The following is a 20,792-nucleotide window of genomic DNA, read 5'->3' as shown; positions in this document are numbered from 1 at the left end:
TTCCCGGCGTATTCATTGTGATGTCACATTTTGTGCGTAATCTATACACATTACGACATGGAACTTGTGGATAAAATCACTGTCTGATAAAAGATTGAATGATATTCTCGTTGCTCATAAGCTCTGGCATGGTTGTTGCTATTGGTTTTAGCCAATGCGCCAGATGAAAAGATTGAGAGGATTTGAATGACCAAAGAAATGCAAAATTTAGCTTTAGCCCCTGTTGGTAACCTGGAATCTTACATCCGGGCTGCGAACGCGTGGCCGATGTTGTCGGCTGACGAGGAGCGGGCACTGGCTGAAAAGCTGCATTACCAGGGCGATCTGGAAGCAGCTAAAACGCTGATCCTGTCTCACCTGCGCTTTGTTGTTCATGTTGCTCGTAATTATGCGGGCTATGGCCTGCCGCAGGCGGATTTGATTCAGGAAGGTAATATCGGCCTGATGAAAGCCGTGCGCCGTTTCAACCCGGAAGTGGGTGTGCGCCTGGTTTCCTTCGCCGTGCATTGGATCAAAGCTGAGATCCACGAATACGTTCTGCGTAACTGGCGTATCGTTAAAGTCGCGACCACTAAAGCGCAGCGTAAGCTGTTCTTTAACCTGCGTAAAACCAAGCAGCGTCTGGGCTGGTTTAACCAGGACGAAGTTGAAATGGTTGCTCGCGAGCTGGGTGTTTCCAGCAAAGACGTGCGCGAAATGGAATCCCGTATGGCGGCGCAGGACATGACGTTTGACATGTCTTCAGACGATGAGTCTGACAGCCAGCCGATGGCCCCGGTGCTGTATCTGCAGGATAAATCTTCTAACTTTGCCGACGGCATTGAAGAAGATAACTGGGAAGATCAGGCCGCGAACAAACTGACCCACGCAATGGAAGGTCTGGACGAGCGTAGCCAGGACATCATTCGTGCTCGTTGGCTGGACGAAGACAACAAGTCGACGTTGCAGGAACTGGCCGATCGCTACGGCGTTTCCGCTGAACGTGTTCGTCAGCTTGAAAAGAACGCCATGAAAAAATTGCGCGCGGCGATCGAAGCATAATCTTCCAGCCGATCTGGAAATGCTGATAAACCCTGGATGAAAATCCGGGGTTTTTTGTTTTTATCTCTCCCCCCTCTCTCCTGACGTTTATGCTTTTTGTCATCAAGTTGTTATCTGCATGTCAAATTTAGCTATTCCAAAATAATAAAAATCGGGTATGTTTTAGCAGAGTATGCTGCTAAAGCACGGGTGGCTATCCAATAATCGAAATAAAGTGCTGAACAACAACATCACAACACACGTAATAACCACAATAATGGGGATTGTCAGGATGAATATGAAGGGTAAAGCGTTATTGGCAGGATGTATCGCCCTGTCTTTGAGCAATATGGCGTTTGCTAAGGATATTAAAGTTGCTGTCGTCGGCGCGATGTCCGGTCCGGTAGCGCAGTATGGCGATCAGGAATTTACTGGCGCAGAGCAGGCTATTGCAGATATCAATGCCAAAGGCGGTGTGAAAGGCGACAAACTGGTCATGGTGAAATATGACGATGCCTGTGACCCGAAACAAGCGGTAGCGGTAGCTAACAAAGTGGTCAACGACGGGATTAAATATGTTATCGGCCACCTGTGCTCATCTTCCACTCAGCCTGCGTCAGATATCTATGAAGACGAAGGCATTCTGATGATTACCCCAGCGGCAACGGCGCCGGAGCTGACCGCGCGCGGTTATAACCTGGTGTTACGTACCACCGGTCTGGATTCCGATCAGGGCCCGACTGCTGCCAAATATATCGTTGAAAAAGTGAAGCCGAAGCGCATTGCGATCGTTCACGACAAACAACAGTATGGTGAAGGCCTGGCGCGTTCCGTGCAGGACAACCTCAAGAAAGCCAACGCTGACGTGGTGTTCTTCGATGGGATCACCGCTGGCGAGAAAGATTTCTCTACTCTGGTGGCGCGTCTGAAGAAAGAGAATATCGATTTCGTTTACTACGGTGGTTACCACCCGGAAATGGGGCAGATTCTGCGCCAGGCACGCGCTGCGGGTCTGAAAACCCAGTTTATGGGACCAGAAGGGGTAGCGAACGTGTCGCTGTCTAACATCGCGGGTGAGTCTGCAGAAGGCTTACTGGTAACGAAACCGAAGAACTACGATCAGGTTCCGGCGAACAAACCGATTGTGGACGCGATCAAAGCCAAGAAACAGGATCCGAGCGGTGCATTCGTATGGACCACCTACGCCGCGCTGCAATCCTTGCAGGCCGGTCTGAACCAGTCTGACGACCCGGCTGAAATTGCCAAATACCTGAAAGCAAACTCAGTGGAAACCGTAATGGGGCCGCTGTCATGGGATGCGAAGGGCGATCTGAAGGGCTTCGAATTCGGCGTGTTTGACTGGCATGCAAACGGGACGGCGACCGACGCCAAATAATTTTCCTGGCGCCTTTCGCGCTGCAGACGCGTTGGCTGCGTTATTCAACCCCGGTCACTTACTTATGTAAGCTTCCGGGGACTTCATAACTTGCCGCCTTCCTGCAACGTGAAATTCTTGGAAAATTGCGAGGTGGTTTTTTATTTTTTGCTCCCAGCATGTAGGCCGGATAAGCGTCAGCGCCATCCGGCTTTTTTATCTTTTTTCCCAGCCATTTTCCTGGGCCGTAAACCCTAACGCCTGCATAAACGCGGCCATCACGCTGCGGTCTTCAACGCCGACGTCGGCCATCCACCATGAACTCACGTCAGGGTTTTCCCGGATCACTTCTTCGATCAAATACTGCCCGACGCCGCGGCGGCGGGTGATATCGCGTACGCGCAAGGAATCCAATGCGCCTTGCGTGCCGCTCAGGGTTACGCGAACTGCGCCTAACAGACGCTCGTTAAAGCGCGCGGCGTAGATCCGGTGCGTTTCATCTACGCTTAATGATGAGGCGGAATATTCCGGCCAGATTTTGCCCAGATCAATCTGGTCCTGGTCGCTAAAGTTCTCTAAACGAACGATGGTCAGCTTCATTAACAGCATGTCCAAATCACAAAAGATGGAATGAGTGTACCGAAATAATTCGCCCGGATGCTTTCTCTTTTTTATGTGAATAACCAGATTAATAATTTTGTAACAACAGTAATGACAGTTTGAAACCGTAGAGATTGAAAAACAGGCAGAATAATACCCTGGAATGCAGCATTTTATTCGGCTCTTTGTACCGTTATTTTATGCTGACAAACGTGCTTTTTTTTGTTTATCTATAGTGAAAAGCAGAATATTATCTTTTCTTAATCGACTGAAAAATAGAGATTTTAGCCTGATTTTGCTTAAATGACTGCGCTAAACCATTAATGAGACTGGTAAAAATAGTGCAGTTCAAAAAAAGCACAGACTGCTTTTTAACCACATAAATACAAAATATTAATTACGTCACGAATGGGGATTCAGGTAATGAAACGGAATGCGAAAACAATCATCGCAGGGGTGATAGCACTGGCAATGTCACACGCGGTCATGGCGGAAGATATCAAGGTCGCTGTTGTCGGCGCGATGTCAGGTCCGGTCGCGCAGTGGGGTGATATGGAATTTAATGGCGCACGTCAGGCCATTAAAGATATCAATGCTAAAGGCGGGGTCAAAGGCGACAAACTGGTCGCTGTGGAATATGACGACGCCTGCGATCCGAAACAGGCCGTTGCGGTAGCGAACAAAATCGTCAATGACGGCATTCAGTACGTTATTGGACATCTGTGCTCATCTTCCACGCAGCCCGCATCAGATATCTATGAAGATGAAGGCATTCTGATGATTTCTCCGGGCGCCACAAACCCGGAACTGACCCAGCGCGGATACGCTCACATTATGCGTACAGCGGGCCTGGACTCCTCTCAAGGGCCGACCGCCGCGAAATACATTCTGGAGAAGGTGAAGCCGCAGCGTATTGCCATCATTCACGATAAACAGCAATACGGTGAAGGCCTGGCGCGTTCAGTGCAGGACAGCCTGAAAGCGGGCAAAGCCAACATCGTTTTCTTTGACGGTATCACCGCCGGGGAAAAAGATTTTTCTGCGCTGATCGCTCGCCTGAAAAAAGAAAATATCGACTTTGTTTATTACGGCGGCTACTACCCGGAAATGGGGCAAATGCTGCGCCAGGCACGTTCCGTCGGGCTGAAAACCCAGTTTATGGGACCAGAGGGCGTCGGCAATGCGTCGCTGTCTAACATTGCTGGTGATGCCGCTGAAGGCATGCTGGTGACCATGCCAAAACGCTATGACCAGGATCCGGCGAATAAAGCGATTGTCGATGCGCTCAAAGCTGACAAGAAAGATCCAACCGGACCGTACGTGTGGATCACATATGCAGCCGTCCAGTCATTGGCGACAGCAATGGATCGCAGCGGTAGCAAAGAGCCGCTGGACCTGGTGAAAGATCTGAAAGCACACGGGGCTGATACCGTGATTGGGCCGCTGAAATGGGACGAAAAAGGCGATTTGAAGGGATTTGAGTTTGGTGTCTTCCAGTGGCATGCGGACGGTTCATCGACCGTTGCGAAGTAATACCTGAAGACGAGTTATCCCACCGCCCGTGTAAAATGGGCGGGTATAAAAAGGTTACCTTATGTCCGAGCAGTTCCTCTATTTCTTGCAGCAGATGTTTAACGGCGTCACGCTGGGAAGCACCTACGCGCTGATCGCCATCGGTTACACGATGGTGTACGGCATTATCGGCATGATCAACTTCGCCCATGGCGAGGTGTATATGATCGGCAGCTATGTCTCCTTTATGATCATCGCCGCGCTAATGATGATGGGCATTGATTCCAGTTGGCTACTGGTCGCGGCGGGCTTCGTCGGCGCGATTGTGATTGCCAGCGCCTACGGCTGGAGCATTGAACGCGTGGCGTATCGACCCGTGCGCAGCTCTAAGCGCCTGATCGCGCTGATTTCCGCCATCGGGATGTCCATCTTCCTGCAAAACTACGTCAGCCTGACGGAAGGTTCGCGCGATGTGGCACTGCCCAGCCTGTTTAATGGCCAGTGGACCGTTGGCAGTAGCGAAAACTTCTCTGCTTCCATCACCACCATGCAGCTGGTTATCTGGATTGTAACCTTCCTGGCGATGCTGGCGCTGACGCTGTTTATCCGTTACTCCCGTATGGGTCGCGCCTGCCGTGCCTGCGCGGAAGACCTGAAAATGGCCAGCCTGCTCGGCATCAACACCGATCGCGTGATTGCGCTGACCTTTGTGATTGGCGCGGCAATGGCGGCGGTCGCGGGCGTGCTGCTCGGTCAATTCTATGGCGTAATTAACCCGTACATCGGCTTTATGGCCGGGATGAAGGCCTTTACCGCAGCGGTGCTTGGCGGCATCGGCAGCATTCCTGGGGCGATGATCGGCGGCCTGATTCTGGGCGTCGCGGAAGCGCTCTCCTCTGCTTATCTGAGTACTGAATACAAAGACGTCGTTTCATTCGCGCTGCTGATTCTGGTGCTGCTGGTGATGCCGACCGGTATTCTGGGTCGCCCGGAGGTAGAGAAAGTATGAAACCGATGCATTTTGCAATGGCGCTGCTCTCTGCCGCCATGTTCTTTGTCCTGGCGGGCGTCTTTATGGGCGTTCAGTTAGAGCTTGACGGCACCAAACTGGTGGTGGATTCCGCGGCGGATATTCGCTGGCAGTGGGTGTTTATTGGTACTGGCGTGGTCTTCCTCTTTCAGTTGCTGCGTCCAGCTTTCCAGAAGGGCCTGAAGAGCGTCTCCGGACCGAAGTTTATTCTGCCGGCGATTGACGGCTCCACCGTTAAACAGAAGCTGTTCCTGGTGGCGTTGCTGGTGATTGCCGTGGCGTGGCCGTTTATGGTCTCGCGCGGTACGGTGGATATCGCCACGCTGACGATGATTTATATCATCCTCGGCCTCGGCTTAAACGTGGTGGTGGGGCTTTCCGGCCTGCTGGTGCTGGGCTACGGCGGCTTTTATGCCATCGGCGCTTACACCTTCGCGCTGCTGAACCACTATTACGGACTCGGCTTCTGGACCTGTCTGCCGCTGGCGGGGTTGGTTTCCGCTGCTGCGGGCTTCCTGCTCGGCTTCCCGGTACTGCGCCTGCGCGGTGATTATCTGGCTATTGTGACCTTAGGCTTCGGTGAAATCGTCCGTATCCTGCTGCTCAACAACACCGAAGTGACCGGTGGCCCGAACGGTATCAGCCAGATCCCGAAACCGACCTTTTTCGGTCTGGAGTTTAGCCGTACCGCTCGTGAAGGCGGCTGGGATACCTTCAGCAACTTCTTTAACGTCAAGTACGATCCCTCTGACCGCGTCATTTTCCTCTATCTGGTGGCGCTGCTGCTGGTGGTCTTCTCGCTGTTTGTGATTAACCGTCTGCTGCGTATGCCGTTGGGCCGTGCGTGGGAAGCGCTGCGTGAAGATGAAATAGCCTGTCGCTCGCTGGGCTTAAACCCTACGCGCATCAAACTGACAGCTTTTACCATCAGCGCCGCGTTTGCCGGTTTTGCCGGTACGCTGTTTGCCGCGCGCCAGGGCTTCGTCAGCCCGGAATCCTTCACCTTTGCCGAGTCGGCCTTTGTGCTGGCAATTGTGGTATTGGGCGGAATGGGCTCACAGTTTGCGGTGATCCTCGCGGCCATCCTGCTGGTAGTGTCACGCGAGCTGATGCGTGATTTCAACGAATACAGCATGTTAATGCTGGGTGGTTTAATGGTACTGATGATGATCTGGCGTCCGCAGGGCTTGTTGCCGATGACCCGTCCACAGTTGAAGCTGAAAAACGGGGAAGCAAAAGGAGAGCAGGCATGAGTCAGCCATTATTATCCGTTAACGGCCTGATGATGCGCTTCGGCGGTCTGCTGGCGGTAAACAACGTTGAACTGGAACTGCGGCCGCAGGAAATAGTTTCGTTAATCGGGCCAAACGGCGCGGGAAAAACCACGGTCTTTAACTGTCTGACCGGTTTTTATAAGCCGACCGGCGGGACGATTAAGCTGCGCGACCAGCACCTGGAAGGACTACCGGGTCAGCAAATCGCGCGTATGGGCGTGGTGCGTACTTTCCAGCACGTACGTCTGTTTCGCGAAATGACGGTGATTGAAAACCTGCTGGTGGCGCAACATCAGCAACTGAAAACCGGCGTCTTCTCCGGCCTGTTGAAAACTCCGTCGTTCCGTCGCGCGCAGAGTGAAGCGTTGGATCGCGCCGCTACCTGGCTGGAGCGTATTGGTTTGCTGGAGCACGCCAACCGTCAGGCGAGTAACCTGGCCTATGGCGATCAACGTCGTCTGGAGATTGCCCGTTGCATGGTGACCCAGCCGGAAATTCTGATGCTCGACGAACCCGCTGCGGGACTCAACCCGAAAGAGACCAAAGAGCTGGACGAGCTGATTGCTGAACTGCGTAACCATCACAACACCACCATTTTGTTGATTGAGCACGACATGAAGCTGGTGATGGGTATTTCCGATCGTATTTACGTGGTGAACCAGGGCACGCCGCTGGCGAATGGGACGCCGGAACAGATTCGTAATAACCCGGATGTTATCCGCGCCTATTTAGGTGAAGCATAATGGGGGCGAGGATTAATATGGATAAGGCGATGTTATCGTTCGACAAAGTCAACGCCCACTACGGCAAGATACAGGCGCTGCATGACGTCAGCTTGTATATCAACCAGGGTGAAATCGTTACTCTGATTGGTGCCAACGGCGCGGGAAAAACCACGCTGCTCGGCACATTGTGTGGCGACCCGCGAGCGACCAGCGGGCGAATCGTCTTTGATGGTAAAGACATTACCGACTGGCAGACGGCGAAAATCATGCGCGAAGCGGTAGCGATTGTGCCGGAAGGGCGTCGCGTGTTTTCCCGTATGACGGTGGAAGAGAACCTGGCGATGGGCGGTTTCTTTGCCGAGAAAGACCAGTTTCAGGAACGCATCAAGTGGGTGTATGACCTGTTTCCTCGCCTGCATGAGCGTCGTATTCAACGTGCGGGAACGATGTCCGGCGGTGAACAGCAGATGCTGGCGATAGGCCGTGCGCTGATGAGCCAGCCGAGGCTGCTACTGCTTGATGAACCATCGCTGGGTCTGGCGCCGATTATCATCCAGCAGATCTTTAACACCATTGAGCAACTGCGCGAGCAGGGGATGACCATCTTCCTTGTCGAACAGAACGCTAACCAGGCGCTGAAGCTCGCCGATCGCGGCTACGTGCTGGAAAACGGTCATGTGGTGCTGGAAGACACTGGCGATGCGCTACTGGCTAACGAAGCGGTGCGCAGTGCGTATCTTGGCGGTTAATCATTCTCTGAATAGACAAGGGGCCCGCTGTGGCCCCTTTTTATTGCGCTATGTTATTATTGAGAATAGTTATCAATAATAAAAAATGAACATGGAGAAAGGATGATTCGTTCAGGTACCTGCATGATGATTGGCAGTTTGTTTTTGACGCTTTCTTTAACTACCCTGGCCTCGACACCGCCAGCGTTTGACCCGCGCGATCCCGCAATCTGGGAAGAGAAATCGGACAACCCGTTAGCGCAATCCGACTCGTCCTGCGAAGTGTTTACCAGCTCGGTATGCCCGGGCTGGGAAGATGATAAATCAGATATCCAACGTGAACGTGAGCGACGAGAGCAGCAGCGTTTACAGAATGAGTACGAACGACGCTGGCGCAGAGATTAATCTTTCTCCTGCAGCAACAGATAACGCCATCCTGGCCGGGTAAGGCATACCGCTACCCGGCTTTGTTGTGCACCACTCCGCATTTTCCTGTCACTACGCTTTCACCGCCTTGCCATCTGTTTGTCGCCTTACTATCTTTTTTTTGTAATAAAAAAGTTATTTTTCTGTCATTCGAGCATGTCATGTTACCCCCGCGAGCATAAAACGCGTGATATCGCGCATCCGGCACAACAAGAGAGATAACCGATGATATCGTTACGACATACAGCTTTAGGACTGGCACTTAGCCTGGCGTTTGCAGGTCAGGCACTGGCGGTCACCACCATCCCATTCTGGCACTCAATGGAAGGCGAACTGGGTAAAGAAGTTGATTCTCTGGCGCAACGTTTTAATGCCGCCAATCCCGACTACAAAATTGTTCCGCAGTACAAAGGCAACTACGAGCAGAGCCTGAGTGCAGGAATTGCCGCTTTCCGTACCGGAAACGCGCCTGCGCTGCTACAGGTTTATGAAGTGGGTACGGCAACGATGATGGCTTCGAAAGCCATTAAACCGGTCTATGAAGTATTCAAAGAGGCTGGTATTAACTTCGATGAGTCTCAGTTCGTACCGACGGTATCCGGTTATTACACCGACTCTAAAAGCGGACATTTGCTTTCTCAACCGTTTAACAGCTCCACTCCGGTGCTGTACTACAACAAAGATGCCTTTAAAAAAGCTGGTTTAGACCCTGAGCAGCCGCCGAAAACCTGGCAGGACCTGGCGGAGTACACCGCGAAGCTGAAAGCGGCAGGCATGAAGTGCGGTTACGCCAGCGGCTGGCAGGGATGGATTCAGATTGAAAACTTCAGCGCCTGGAACGGTCTGCCGGTCGCTACCAAAAACAACGGTTTTGACGGTACTGACGCAGTGCTGGAGTTCAATAAACCGGAACAGGTAAAACATATCGCTCTGCTGGAAGAGCTGAACAAAAAAGGCGATTTCAGCTACTTCGGGCGTAAGGACGAATCCACTGAGAAGTTCTATAACGGGGATTGTGCCATTACCACCGCCTCTTCCGGTTCGCTGGCTGATATCCGCCATTACGCGAAATTCAACTATGGTGTCGGAATGATGCCGTACGATGCCGATGTGAAGGGCGCGCCGCAGAACGCAATTATCGGTGGGGCCAGTCTTTGGGTGATGCAGGGCAAAGACAAAGCCACCTACGAAGGCGTGGCGAAGTTCCTCAACTTCCTGGCGAAGCCTGAAATTGCTGCCGAATGGCATCAGAAGACCGGCTATCTGCCGATCACCACAGCTGCCTACGACCTGACCCGTGAGCAGGGCTTCTATGATAAGAACCCGGGGGCGGATATCGCCACCCGCCAGATGCTGAACAAGCCGCCGTTGCCGTTCACCAAAGGGCTGCGTCTGGGCAACATGCCGCAGATCCGTACCATTGTGGATGAAGAGCTGGAAAGCGTCTGGACCGGGAAGAAAACCCCGCAGCAGGCGCTGGATGCCGCCGTTGAGCGTGGCAATCAGTTACTGCGCCGCTTTGAGCAATCGACCAAATCGTAATGTGAAATGCCGGGTGGCGGCTGCGCCTTACCCGGCCTACAAATGCGCGTAGGCCGGATAAGCGTAGCGCCATCCGGCGCTGTTCAGGAATCAAACTTCCATGTCTTCATCTCGTCCGGTGTTCCGTTCGCGCTGGCTTCCCTATTTACTGGTGGCTCCGCAGCTGGTTATCACCGTTATTTTCTTTATCTGGCCTGCCGGTGAAGCGCTGTGGTACTCGCTACAATCCGTTGATCCGTTTGGTCTTTCCAGCCAGTTTGTCGGACTGGAAAACTTTGTCGCGCTGTTTCATGACCCGTACTACCTCGACTCATTCTGGACCACCATTAAGTTCAGTACGTTAGTCACGGTAAGCGGTCTGCTGGTGTCGTTATTTTTTGCGGCGTTGGTGAATTACGTGGTGCGCGGCAGCCGTTTTTACCAAACGCTGATGCTGTTGCCTTACGCCGTTGCGCCCGCCGTTGCCGCCGTATTGTGGATCTTCCTGTTTAACCCCGGGCGCGGGCTGATTACCCATTTTCTCGGTGAGTTTGGCTATGACTGGAACCATGCGCAAAACAGCGGTCAGGCAATGTTCCTGGTGGTGTTTGCGTCGGTCTGGAAGCAGATTAGTTACAACTTCCTGTTCTTCTTTGCCGCATTGCAGTCTATTCCTCGCTCGTTGATCGAAGCCGCCGCGATTGACGGTGCGGGGCCGGTTCGCCGCTTCTTTAAACTGGCGCTGCCGCTCATTGCCCCGGTGAGCTTCTTCCTGCTGGTGGTGAATCTGGTGTATGCCTTCTTTGACACCTTCCCGGTGATTGATGCTGCCACTGCAGGCGGGCCGGTACAGGCGACCACGACGCTGATTTATAAGATCTATCGCGAAGGTTTTGTCGGGCTGGATCTGGCTTCTTCCGCTGCACAATCGGTGGTGCTGATGTTCCTGGTCATTATTTTGACGGTGGTGCAGTTCCGCTATGTGGAAAGTAAGGTGCGTTACCAATGATTGAGAACCGTCGTGGGCTGACAATATTCAGCCATGCCATGTTGATTATGGGGATCATGGTGATCCTGTTTCCGTTGTACGTCGCGTTTGTCGCGGCGACGCTGGACAACAAAGCGGTGTTTGAGACGCCGATGACGCTGGTTCCCGGCACACAGCTGCTGGAAAACATGAAATACATCTGGATCAACGGCGTGGGCGTTAACAGCGCGCCGTTCTGGCTGATGATGCTCAACAGTTTCATCATGGCGTTCAGCATTACGGTAGGGAAAATTACCGTCTCTATGCTCTCCGCATTCGCCATCGTCTGGTTTCGCTTTCCGCTGCGCAACCTGTTCTTCTGGATGATTTTTATCACCCTGATGCTACCGGTTGAGGTGCGTATTTTCCCGACGGTAGAAGTGATCGCCAATCTGAAGATGCTCGACAGCTATGCGGGTCTGACGCTGCCGTTGATGGCATCTGCGACAGCGACTTTCCTGTTCCGTCAGTTCTTTATGACCCTGCCGGATGAACTGGTTGAGGCGGCGCGTATTGACGGCGCGTCACCAATGCGTTTTTTCCGCGATATCGTACTACCGCTGTCAAAAACCAATCTGGCGGCGCTGTTCGTTATTACCTTTATCTACGGCTGGAACCAGTATCTGTGGCCGTTGTTAATTATTACCGACGTCAATTTGGGCACTGCGGTGGCGGGTATCAAAGGCATGATTGCCACCGGTGAAGGCACCACGCAGTGGAACCAGGTAATGGCCGCCATGCTGCTAACGCTCATCCCTCCGGTAATCATCGTGTTAGCCATGCAGCGCGCGTTTGTGCGTGGTTTAGTGGACAGTGAGAAATAAAAATGGCTGGTTTAAAACTACAGGCAGTAACCAAAAGCTGGGACGGTAAAACCCAGGTGATTAAACCGCTGACGCTGGATGTCGCGGACGGGGAATTTATTGTGATGGTTGGGCCATCCGGCTGCGGTAAGTCTACGCTGCTGCGGATGGTGGCCGGGCTTGAACGGGTAAGCGGCGGCGATATCTGGATTGATAATAAACGCGTCACCGAGATGGAGCCGAAGGATCGCGGCATTGCGATGGTCTTTCAAAACTATGCTCTCTACCCGCATATGAGCGTGGAAGAAAACATGGCCTGGGGGCTGAAAATCCGCGGGATGGGCAAGGAGCATATTGCTGAGCGGGTAAAAGAGGCGGCACGTATTCTCGAGCTGGGTGAGCTGCTCAAACGTCGTCCGCGCGAACTTTCCGGCGGCCAGCGCCAGCGCGTAGCGATGGGACGAGCGATTGTACGTGACCCGGCGGTATTCCTGTTCGATGAGCCGCTTTCTAACCTTGATGCCAAGCTGCGCGTACAGATGCGTCTGGAGTTACAACATCTGCATCGCCGACTGAAAACCACCTCGCTGTACGTGACGCACGATCAGGTTGAAGCGATGACCCTCGCCCAACGGGTAATGGTAATGAACAAAGGTATTGCCGAGCAAATCGGCACCCCAGTTGAGGTGTATGAAAAACCCGCCAGCCGCTTTGTGGCGAGCTTTATCGGCAGCCCGGCGATGAATCTGCTCGATGGGCGCATCAGCGCTACGGGTACCCATTTTGAGCTGGAGGGCGGCATGACGTTACCCATCGGCAGAAGCGCCAGGGGGTGTATTGGGCGTAACATGACGCTGGGTATCCGCCCGGAGCATATTGCGCTAAGCTCGCAGGCCGAAGGCGGCGTGCCGCTGGTCGTCGACACGCTGGAAATGCTGGGTGCGGATAATCTGGCACATGGACGTTGGGGTGAGCAAAAGCTGGTGGTGCGGTTGGCGCATCAGCATCGCCCGACGGCAGGCAGTACGCTGTGGCTGCATCTGCCAGAACATCATCTGCATCTTTTTGATGGCGAAACAGGACAACGCGTATGAATAACTGGCCTTACCCCCATATTGTCGCCCATCGCGGCGGCGGTAAGTTAGCCCCGGAAAACACCCTGGCGGCAATCGACATGGGGGCGCAATATGGGCATACCATGATCGAGTTTGACGCTAAATTGTCGAAAGACGGTGAGATCTTCTTACTGCATGACGACAACCTGGAACGCACCAGTAACGGCTGGGGCGTGGCTGGCGAATTGAACTGGCAGGATCTATTGCGCGTGGACGCCGGCGGCTGGTTTAGCGGTGAGTTTAAAGGCGAACCGTTGCCGCTGCTCTCGCAAGTTGCTGAGCGCTGTCGCCAGCACGGCATGATGGCAAATATTGAGATCAAACCCACCACCGGGACGGGGGCGCTCACCGGGAAGGTCGTGGCGCTGGCCGCACGTGAATTGTGGGCGGGAATGACGTCACCGCTGTTGTCATCTTTTGAAATTGATGCGCTAGAAGCGGCGCAGCAGGCGGTGCCTGAACTGCCGAGAGGTTTGCTGCTGGATGAATGGCGCGAGGACTGGCGTGAGCTGACCACGCGGCTTGGCTGCGTCTCTATTCATCTTAATCATAAGCTGCTGGATGAGGCGCGCGTGGATGCGCTGCGCGATGCTGGGCTACGTATACTGGTTTATACCGTAAACCGACCCCAGCGCGCGGCAGAACTGCTGCGCTGGGGCGTAGACAGCATCTGTACCGATGCCATTGATACCATTGGTCCGGATTTCCAGCCCAGTTAAGGCCCAATCGTTTTTAACGGAACGTTAGGTTGCGGCGTGCTGGAGGGCTTCAGCATGTCGCCGTTCTTTTTCTCCGACAGCATATGTTGCTTATTGAGCGAGCTGTCCGGATTACGGGTTCCACTCAACATCCCTCCGTTGCTGTTAGGCAGCATTTGCTGCTGTCCAGAATTCAACTCGCCCGGCTGAGACTGCAGCACGCGCTGGGTGTTCGTGTTGATTTGGTTTTCCATATGCTGTTGCTGCATGCGCGTCTGCGTTTGCAACTGCTGGTTGAGCATCCCTTTCTGCTGAATCTGCTGTGATTGCATTTGGGTTTGCATACGCTGCTGACTCGGGATCTGATAACCGGGTTGATTCGGGTTATTCATGGTGTTGATGGGCTGTGCAAAGCCTGCAAACGGCAAGAGCATGGCTAAAAGTAAGAGTCGTTTCATCGCTTTTCTCCTCTCGGGGATCATTTAAGTTTACTCCTTTCTCGCCGTTACGATGATTATTTCAGAGTTATGCACCAGGCTTAGTGGGGGCCGACCCCCGTACATCTGGAGAATAACGATGATAAAACCGACGTTTTTACGCCGGGTAGCCATTGCTGCTCTGCTCTCAGGAAGTTGTTTTAGCGTGGCTGCCGCGCCGGCTGCGCCACCACCAGTATCCTACGGTGTCGAGGAAGATGTGTTCCATCCCGTTCGTGCGCAACAGGGGATGGTGGCTTCCGTAGATGCTTTAGCCACCCAGGTTGGGGTGGATATTCTGAAACAGGGCGGGAATGCCGTTGATGCCGCTGTAGCCGTTGGCTACGCGCTGGCGGTGACGCATCCGCAGGCGGGCAATCTGGGCGGTGGCGGGTTTATGCTGCTGCGTACCAAAGACGGTAACACCACGGCGATCGATTTTCGTGAAATGGCTCCCGCTGGCGCGACCCGCGACATGTTCCTCGATGAACATGGCAACGCCGATGCGAAAAAGTCACTAACGTCGCATCTGGCATCCGGTACGCCGGGTACCGTGGCGGGTTTCTCGCTGGCGCTGGAGAAATACGGCACGATGCCGCTGAACAAAGTCGTGCGCCCGGCAATGAAGCTAGCGGAAGAAGGCTTTGTGGTTAACGACGCGCTGGCAGACGATCTGAAAACCTATGGCAGCGAAGTGCTCCCTAATCACGAGAACAGCAAAGCCATTTTCTGGAAAGACGGCGAGCCGCTGAAAAAGGGCGATAAGCTGGTGCAAACGAACCTGGCGAAAAGCCTGGAGATGATTGCTGAGAACGGTCCGGATGCGTTTTATAAAGGGGCAATTGCCGATCAGATTGCGGAGGAAATGCAGAAAAACGGCGGGTTGATGACCAAAGAGGATTTAGCCAGCTATAAAGCCGTGGAGCGTACGCCGATTAGCGGCGACTATCGCGGGTATCAAGTCTTCTCAATGCCGCCTCCATCCTCCGGCGGTATTCACATCGTGCAGATCCTCAATATTCTCGAAAACTTTGATATGAAGAAGTACGGGTTTGGCAGCGCTGATGCCATGCAGGTAATGGCTGAAGCGGAGAAATATGCCTACGCCGACCGCTCGGAGTATCTGGGCGACCCGGATTTTGTGAAGGTGCCTTGGCAGGCGCTGACCAACAAAGCTTATGCCAAATCGCTCGCCGATCAGATTGATATCAACAAAGCTAAGCCTTCCAGCCAGATCAAGCCCGGCAAGCTCGCGCCGTATGAAAGTAACCAAACCACCCACTTCTCGGTGGTGGATAAAGACGGCAATGCCGTGGCGGTGACGTATACACTGAACACCACCTTCGGCACCGGGATTGTGGCGGGTAACACCGGCATTCTGCTTAATAACGAAATGGACGATTTCTCCGCCAAACCGGGCGTGCCGAACGTTTACGGGCTGGTGGGCGGCGATGCTAACGCGGTTGGGCCGAAGAAGCGTCCGCTGTCATCAATGTCGCCGACTATCGTGGTAAAAGACGGGAAAACCTGGCTGGTTACCGGCAGCCCTGGCGGGAGCCGAATCATCACCACCGTGCTGCAAATGGTAGTCAACAGCATTGATTTTGGAATGAACGTCGCCGAAGCGACCAACGCGCCGCGCTTCCATCATCAGTGGTTGCCCGATGAACTGCGCGTTGAGAAAGGGTTTAGCCCGGACACCATTAAGCTGCTGGAGCAGAAAGGGCAGAAAGTCGCGCTGAAGGAAGCGATGGGCAGCACGCAGAGCATTATGGTAGGACCGGATGGTGCACTGTATGGCGCATCTGACCCGCGTTCCGTGGATGATTTAACGGCGGGATACTGATTTGAGAGGCCCTCTTCGGTGGAAGAGGGCTTGCTGTTTCTGCGCTGAGCCTCGATCAGAGTTATTTTTTCAGTAGCTTGTATCCTTGCTCTGAAACGCGGTAGTAAGGCATGGATTTATGTCCGCTATCTTCAATATTTACCAATCCCTCACTGGCCAATTTATTGACAATATTAACAACATTGCTGAAACCAGGTATTCCTTTAAAGGACAGTGCGCGATCCAGATTCATCCAGTTCCAGTTAATATCTTTTTCAGCCATAACTTTCAGTACGTTAAGTTCAATTTCAGTTATCATAGTTAAGTGCGTCCGGGTGGAATAAATCGTCAAGCGATCCTTTAAGTTTATAATCTTCTAGCGTGGCTGTGTGGGCATGATTCCAAAGGTCATATCCTGCATCACCGTCAGGCTGCCCAGTTTCCCAGCCTAAATTACAATAGCGTTGATACTCTCGACATTCATGAGTGTAGTAATTTAGATCTACCTGCTCTGGTGGCATTTTACCCTTTTCTATGTCTTTAAGCCTGCTAATCATAACGTCATTTGCAGGGTCGTGAATAAATCTGGAAATATGTTTTTCAACTGTAGTAATGCCTTCTTTGTTAATGGTAACACCACCAGTTGTCAGGTTCTCTATTGGCCCCCCTGCAAGCTCGGGATTGAATGTTCGTCCTGATACGGCTCCCCTAGCTCCAAAATGCTCCAGTTCTTCTAATTCAGGAAATTTCATTCTGCCCATGGTTAATCCAGCAACTACTGAAGCGCCAAGAATGAGTAATCCTTTGTTATCCATGACCTGCTCGTAACCCGCAGGCGCATCGCCTCCCAGCTTCTCCGCCGTTTCCCTAAAGCCGTCGATATTCCCGTTGTAGATCCCTCCGGCGGCAAGCAGTCTGCCAATCCCTTTGCTGTTTAACGTTTTGAGGCCGTTGTTTGCGGGAGTTTTTGGAGGTGGGATAAACAGGCGGTTGTAATTCTCGGGAAACGCCAGGTAACTGAACTCAGTGTTGGCAATAAGATGTTTGCAGAGGATATATTCATAGCTGATGGTTATTGTTTCTGTATCTAAACTATTTTCACTGAACTGCTGCTGAATACCGGATAAGAATGCTCCTCGTAGTTGAATATAATAATATTTCTCCCATCTACCGAATCTATTGATGCGGTAGAAATAAAACTCCATATACAATTGCTCGTTGTTGTTAATCGCATTAATAAACAACGGCGTGCTTTTATCGATCAGCTTACAAAAGCGTAGCCCGTGCAACTGAGAGCCTTTGCCAGTACTGGTTATACTATTAGCGAGCGAAAAGGCAAAGATTTCGTCCTCGTGTCCGATTTGGCAGCGATTACCCACAGATGCAAGGGTTCCACATCCGTCAGAAATGGCGCCTTGTTGCTGTCCTGAAACCATCAGATAGACGATATCACTCATGACATCCTTATCCTTTTATTACGTATTATCGTAAAACGGAGGTTTTTATTCTTCCATTTTTAATTACGCTTTTTGATGGTGTTCGTATATAGCAGAAACAAAACGTTTCATTTTAAGTGGGTTTTGTTGAGGATAATCTGAATATAAATAATGTGTGGGGCAAGTGTTTGTATATTTAATAACTGTGAATTATTAATTGAATATGTGTTGATATTTTTTATTCCATATTGATGGCCTACAGCCTTCTGAACGTTGCAGGTCTTATTAGTTCCTTAAGGAACATACTGTTGCAGTGATTCAGACCAGTGAAATATTTGGCTGCTTTTATCCTGCAGGTTCACGACCTCTAAATCATAAAATCCCTGCGTCTTTGCCGACCGCAATTTCAGGATGTACTTACTCTCGCTGATGTCGTGCTGCCTTGTGCCGTCTTTATTCCAGTCTCCGGCGATATCCGAATAGTAATAAACAAGGTCAGAAAACACGTTGATTATCTTGCTGTCTTTGATGGTGTAGAGTTCCAGCACTTCATAAAACGCCCCGCCGCCGGAGTAGGCATCGGAGTAGCCACCGCGCACCCCGAACGCCAGAGTATCGGGAGCGATCCGGTACGGCGCCAGATCCAATTTTGTATAATAAGCCAGCGGTCTGACGGACTCATCATCGCTCTCTTTCTCGGCAGCTTTATTCCACGCTGAGATCTGGTTTAATGGTTTTTCCGAGCGGGCAACCGGCTGCAGCTGTTGGTTCTGCCAGGAGAAAACGCCGAGATATAATTTATTGGCGCGTCCGTTGTTGTAGTTTTCCGGACAGGTGTTATCCGCGTACTTTTTTGCCTGCCCGGCATCGGCCTGATTGTCAGCAAAACAGGCAATGCCAATATATTTACCCTCTTTTCCCCAGGCTTTGGCGCCGGTGAGGATCAGATTATTAGGATTTTCGTTCGGCGCAACCCAGCCAATCCACTGGTTCTCTGATAATCCCTGTGGAAGTTCACCAAATCCTTTCGCAGGTGTTGCCCCTGCCATTTGCTCAGCAAAAATCTGTTTACCTTCAGTATGTTGAATAACGCCGGGTACGGCATCGAGATTTTGTACGGTAGTGGCAAAAGCTGGGGAGAGCGAGGCCAGTAAAACCAGGGGAACAAACTTTTTCACTATTGCGTCCTTTCAATAAGCAGGGCGATAAGACTCGCCCTTAAATTTATTTCACGCGTGCCATAAAATATGCATCCACGTACTCGCCGTTGCGCAGGCCGTATTTCTTACCTGTCCCTTCGATCTCAAAGCCATGCTTTTTATAGACCGCAACCGCAGGTTCGTTATCCACAAACACTGTTAACTCGATACGGTCGACGCGCAGCCAGTTGTCGCACATGTCGATCATCGTACGGAGAAGCGCGCTGGCAACGCCGCGATTCTGCCAGCGGGCATCAACGCAGATACCAAAATCGGCCACGTGGCTGCGGCGCGGGCGCTGCGCGACCTCAATACAGAGATGTCCGACGACGATATCATCAATGCACGCGACCAGTTGTTTGATTCCGACCCGTTCGGTTAGTCGCTCTTGCCACATCTCCATGGAAGGATGAGGAACCTGTAGCGTGTTGTGATACACCTCTGGCTGGGCATGGATCTGACGAATTGCGTCGTAATCTTTCGGTTCAGCGTGGCGTATCACTATCTCACTCATTCCTTATCTCCTTCAGGGTTAATTGAGTCTTTACCCTCGCTGAGAAAGAAAATTCCGTCAACTGCATTTTTTTGCAAAAAGAAGTAGACAAGTGCGAATGAGAATGATTATTATTGCTCTGCGTTCAGGGGAACCCTACGGAGAACCTGAAAGCACGACATTGCTCACATTGCTTCCAGTATTACTTTAGCCAGCTTTTGCTGGCTTTTTTTTTGGGGTTTTGTTTCAGCCTGGCTTACTTGTCATTTTGTCCCCGGGATGATGCCGGATGGCGCTTGCGCTTATCCGGCCTACGGCTGAGACCTGGGTTTTGTAGGCCGGATAAGGCAACGCCGCAACCGGCAAAGAATCCAACATTCAGTCTCCAGCCGCTTTGCGCTATGGTGTAGACAATCACCTTCAAAAGGACTGTCTCATGACCTTACACTGCGCATTTATTGGTTTTGGTAAAAGTACCACTCGCTACCATTTGCCGTACGTCCTCAACCGCAAAAATAGCTGGCATGTCGCGCATATTTTCCGCCGTAACGCCAGGCCGGAAGAGCAGGCGCCGCAGTATTCACATATTCACTTCACCAGCGACCTCGACGAGATCTTAAACGATCCGCAGGTGAAGTTAGTGATCGTTTGTACCCATGCTGACAGCCATTTCGACTACGCCAAACGTGCGCTGGAGGCGGGTAAAAATGTGCTGGTTGAGAAACCGTTCACGCCGACACTGGCAGAAGCAAAAGTGCTGTTCGAACTGGCGCAAAGCAAAGGGCTGACCGTTACGCCGTATCAGAATCGCCGTTTTGACTCCTGCTTTCTCACTGCTAAAAAAGCGATTGAGAGCGGCAAGCTCGGCGAAATTGTTGAGGTTGAAAGCCATTTCGATTACTACCGTCCCGAGGCGGAAACTAAGCCGGGACTGCCGCAGGATGGCGCATTTTATGGCCTGGGCGTACACACCATGGATCAGATTATCTCGCTGTTCGGACGCCCCGATCATGTGGCCTATGACATCCGCAGCCTGCGTAATAAAGCGAACCCGGACGATACCTTTGAAGCGCAGCTGTTTTACGGCGACCTGAAAGCCATTGTTAAAACCAGTCATCTGGTGAAAATCGACTATCCGAAGTTTATCGTCCATGGCACCAAAGGCTCGTTTGTGAAGTACGGCATCGACCAGCAGGAAACCAGTCTGAAGGCCAATATCATGCCGGGTGAGCCAGGTTTCGCTGCTGATGATTCCATCGGAATGCTGGAGTATGTCAACGATGACGGCATCACAGTAAAAGAAGAGGTGAAGCCGGAGGTGGGGGATTACGGTCGCGTCTATGATGCGCTGTACCAGACGCTGACCGCCGGTACGCCTAATTACGTCAAGGAATCTGAAGTTCTAACCAACCTGGAGATTCTCGAACGCGCCTTCGAACAGGCCTCTCCCGCGACGATAACCCTCGCCAAATAGCCTTTACCGACTCCTCTGGGCTTGTTCATATTTTT

General features: G+C 52.2%; 21 protein-coding genes and 1 pseudogene. 15 read left to right on the top strand and 7 right to left on the bottom strand.

The genetic code is table 11. From position 1 onward, the window contains the following. Positions 1 to 186 precede the first annotated feature (186 nt). Entirely contained in the window at positions 187 to 1,041 is an 855-nt protein-coding gene (rpoH, locus tag OGV98_RS13045; protein WP_003023425.1) for an RNA polymerase sigma factor RpoH, read from the top strand. Positions 1,042 to 1,312: 271 nt separating this feature from the next. Next, positions 1,313 to 2,416: a branched chain amino acid ABC transporter substrate-binding protein LivJ gene (gene livJ, locus OGV98_RS13040; protein ID WP_003023428.1), complete on the top strand. Its 1,104-nt coding sequence runs from the start codon at positions 1,313 to 1,315 to the stop codon at positions 2,414 to 2,416. Positions 2,417 to 2,499: 83 nt separating this feature from the next. Here the strand turns inward: livJ and OGV98_RS23655 are convergent. Together OGV98_RS23655 and panM are read right to left on the bottom strand one after the other, a co-directional pair. Continuing rightward, positions 2,500 to 2,627: pseudogene (locus OGV98_RS23655) on the bottom strand (hypothetical protein). After that, positions 2,612 to 2,995 carry an aspartate 1-decarboxylase autocleavage activator PanM gene (gene panM, locus OGV98_RS13035; RefSeq protein WP_003846184.1) on the bottom strand — a complete coding sequence of 128 codons (384 nt, stop codon included), beginning with the start codon at positions 2,993 to 2,995 and terminating at the stop codon, positions 2,612 to 2,614. The pseudogene OGV98_RS23655 and the gene panM overlap by 16 nt, the downstream one beginning before the upstream one ends. 423 nt (positions 2,996 to 3,418) lie before the next feature. On the opposite strand from panM, the gene livK reads away from it, so the two are divergent. The 11 genes from livK (at position 3,419) to ugpQ (ending at position 13,875) form a co-directional block, all read left to right on the top strand. Beyond that, entirely contained in the window at positions 3,419 to 4,528 is a 1,110-nt protein-coding gene (gene livK / locus OGV98_RS13030; protein WP_003023433.1) for a high-affinity branched-chain amino acid ABC transporter substrate-binding protein LivK, read from the top strand. A 61-nt stretch (positions 4,529 to 4,589) separates the two neighbouring features. Continuing rightward, positions 4,590 to 5,516: a high-affinity branched-chain amino acid ABC transporter permease LivH gene (livH, locus tag OGV98_RS13025; protein ID WP_003023435.1), complete on the top strand. Its 927-nt coding sequence runs from the start codon at positions 4,590 to 4,592 to the stop codon at positions 5,514 to 5,516. Further along, positions 5,513 to 6,790, top strand: a complete 1,278-nt coding sequence (livM, locus tag OGV98_RS13020; RefSeq protein ID WP_003023436.1) for a branched chain amino acid ABC transporter permease LivM — start codon at positions 5,513 to 5,515, stop codon at positions 6,788 to 6,790. The genes livH and livM overlap by 4 nt, the downstream gene beginning before the upstream one ends. Continuing rightward, entirely contained in the window at positions 6,787 to 7,554 is a 768-nt protein-coding gene (livG, locus tag OGV98_RS13015) for a high-affinity branched-chain amino acid ABC transporter ATP-binding protein LivG (RefSeq protein WP_003023438.1), read from the top strand. Before livM ends, livG begins: the two co-directional genes overlap by 4 nt. 17 nt (positions 7,555 to 7,571) lie before the next feature. Continuing rightward, on the top strand, positions 7,572 to 8,285 hold the full coding sequence (livF, locus tag OGV98_RS13010; protein ID WP_003827581.1) for a high-affinity branched-chain amino acid ABC transporter ATP-binding protein LivF: 714 nt from the start codon (positions 7,572 to 7,574) through the stop codon (positions 8,283 to 8,285). A 102-nt stretch (positions 8,286 to 8,387) separates the two neighbouring features. Beyond that, positions 8,388 to 8,669, top strand: coding sequence for a hypothetical protein (locus tag OGV98_RS13005; protein ID WP_202580947.1), 282 nt, complete (start codon positions 8,388 to 8,390; stop codon positions 8,667 to 8,669). Positions 8,670 to 8,915: 246 nt separating this feature from the next. Further along, entirely contained in the window at positions 8,916 to 10,232 is a 1,317-nt protein-coding gene (gene ugpB, locus OGV98_RS13000) for a sn-glycerol-3-phosphate ABC transporter substrate-binding protein UgpB (protein ID WP_003837839.1), read from the top strand. A gap of 100 nt (positions 10,233 to 10,332) precedes the next feature. Continuing rightward, positions 10,333 to 11,220 carry a sn-glycerol-3-phosphate ABC transporter permease UgpA gene (gene ugpA / locus OGV98_RS12995; RefSeq protein ID WP_003837841.1) on the top strand — a complete coding sequence of 296 codons (888 nt, stop codon included), beginning with the start codon at positions 10,333 to 10,335 and terminating at the stop codon, positions 11,218 to 11,220. Then, positions 11,217 to 12,062, top strand: coding sequence for a sn-glycerol-3-phosphate ABC transporter permease UgpE (gene ugpE / locus OGV98_RS12990; protein ID WP_057101809.1), 846 nt, complete (start codon positions 11,217 to 11,219; stop codon positions 12,060 to 12,062). The genes ugpA and ugpE overlap by 4 nt, the downstream gene beginning before the upstream one ends. A 2-nt stretch (positions 12,063 to 12,064) precedes the next feature. Beyond that, a complete protein-coding gene (locus OGV98_RS12985) occupies positions 12,065 to 13,135 on the top strand; it encodes a sn-glycerol-3-phosphate import ATP-binding protein UgpC (RefSeq protein ID WP_138828005.1) in 1,071 nt (356 codons plus the stop codon). Then, positions 13,132 to 13,875 (top strand): glycerophosphodiester phosphodiesterase, encoded by a 744-nt coding sequence (ugpQ, locus tag OGV98_RS12980; protein WP_044713911.1) that lies wholly within the window; start codon positions 13,132 to 13,134, stop codon positions 13,873 to 13,875. The genes OGV98_RS12985 and ugpQ overlap by 4 nt, the downstream gene beginning before the upstream one ends. On the opposite strand, the gene OGV98_RS12975 is transcribed toward ugpQ, so the two are convergent. Further along, complete coding sequence (locus tag OGV98_RS12975; protein WP_032937241.1) at positions 13,872 to 14,312, bottom strand: DUF2756 family protein; 441 nt, start codon at positions 14,310 to 14,312, stop codon at positions 13,872 to 13,874. The two genes, ugpQ and OGV98_RS12975, sit on opposite strands and share 4 nt — an antisense overlap. Before the next feature lie 118 nt (positions 14,313 to 14,430). Here OGV98_RS12975 and ggt point away from each other — a divergent pair, with 118 nt between their 5' ends. Beyond that, positions 14,431 to 16,176 (top strand): gamma-glutamyltransferase, encoded by a 1,746-nt coding sequence (gene ggt / locus OGV98_RS12970; RefSeq protein WP_061549125.1) that lies wholly within the window; start codon positions 14,431 to 14,433, stop codon positions 16,174 to 16,176. Positions 16,177 to 16,237: 61 nt separating this feature from the next. On the opposite strand, the gene OGV98_RS12965 is transcribed toward ggt, so the two are convergent. The 4 genes from OGV98_RS12965 to yhhY form a co-directional block, all read right to left on the bottom strand. Beyond that, positions 16,238 to 16,474: a hypothetical protein gene (locus tag OGV98_RS12965; protein ID WP_044713905.1), complete on the bottom strand. Its 237-nt coding sequence runs from the start codon at positions 16,472 to 16,474 to the stop codon at positions 16,238 to 16,240. Then, positions 16,464 to 17,612: a type VI secretion system tube protein TssD gene (gene tssD / locus OGV98_RS12960; RefSeq protein ID WP_044713904.1), complete on the bottom strand. Its 1,149-nt coding sequence runs from the start codon at positions 17,610 to 17,612 to the stop codon at positions 16,464 to 16,466. Before tssD ends, OGV98_RS12965 begins: the two co-directional genes overlap by 11 nt. Before the next feature lie 272 nt (positions 17,613 to 17,884). Further along, the gene (locus OGV98_RS12955) at positions 17,885 to 18,769 is read right to left on the bottom strand and encodes a hypothetical protein (RefSeq protein ID WP_202580948.1); all 885 of its coding nucleotides are present in this window, start codon (positions 18,767 to 18,769) and stop codon (positions 17,885 to 17,887) included. A 46-nt stretch (positions 18,770 to 18,815) separates the two neighbouring features. Next, entirely contained in the window at positions 18,816 to 19,304 is a 489-nt protein-coding gene (gene yhhY / locus OGV98_RS12950) for an N-acetyltransferase (RefSeq protein WP_003023469.1), read from the bottom strand. A 415-nt stretch (positions 19,305 to 19,719) separates the two neighbouring features. Here yhhY and OGV98_RS12945 point away from each other — a divergent pair, with 415 nt between their 5' ends. Then, entirely contained in the window at positions 19,720 to 20,757 is a 1,038-nt protein-coding gene (locus tag OGV98_RS12945) for an oxidoreductase (RefSeq protein ID WP_003837856.1), read from the top strand. The last annotated feature ends 35 nt before the right edge of the window (positions 20,758 to 20,792 follow it).

This window comes from Citrobacter sp. Cf136 (assembly GCF_030333815.1).
Lineage (GTDB): Bacteria > Pseudomonadota > Gammaproteobacteria > Enterobacterales > Enterobacteriaceae > Citrobacter > Citrobacter freundii.
Note: the sequence above shows the minus strand (reverse complement) of the source record. Positions and strands in the feature narration are given on the sequence as shown.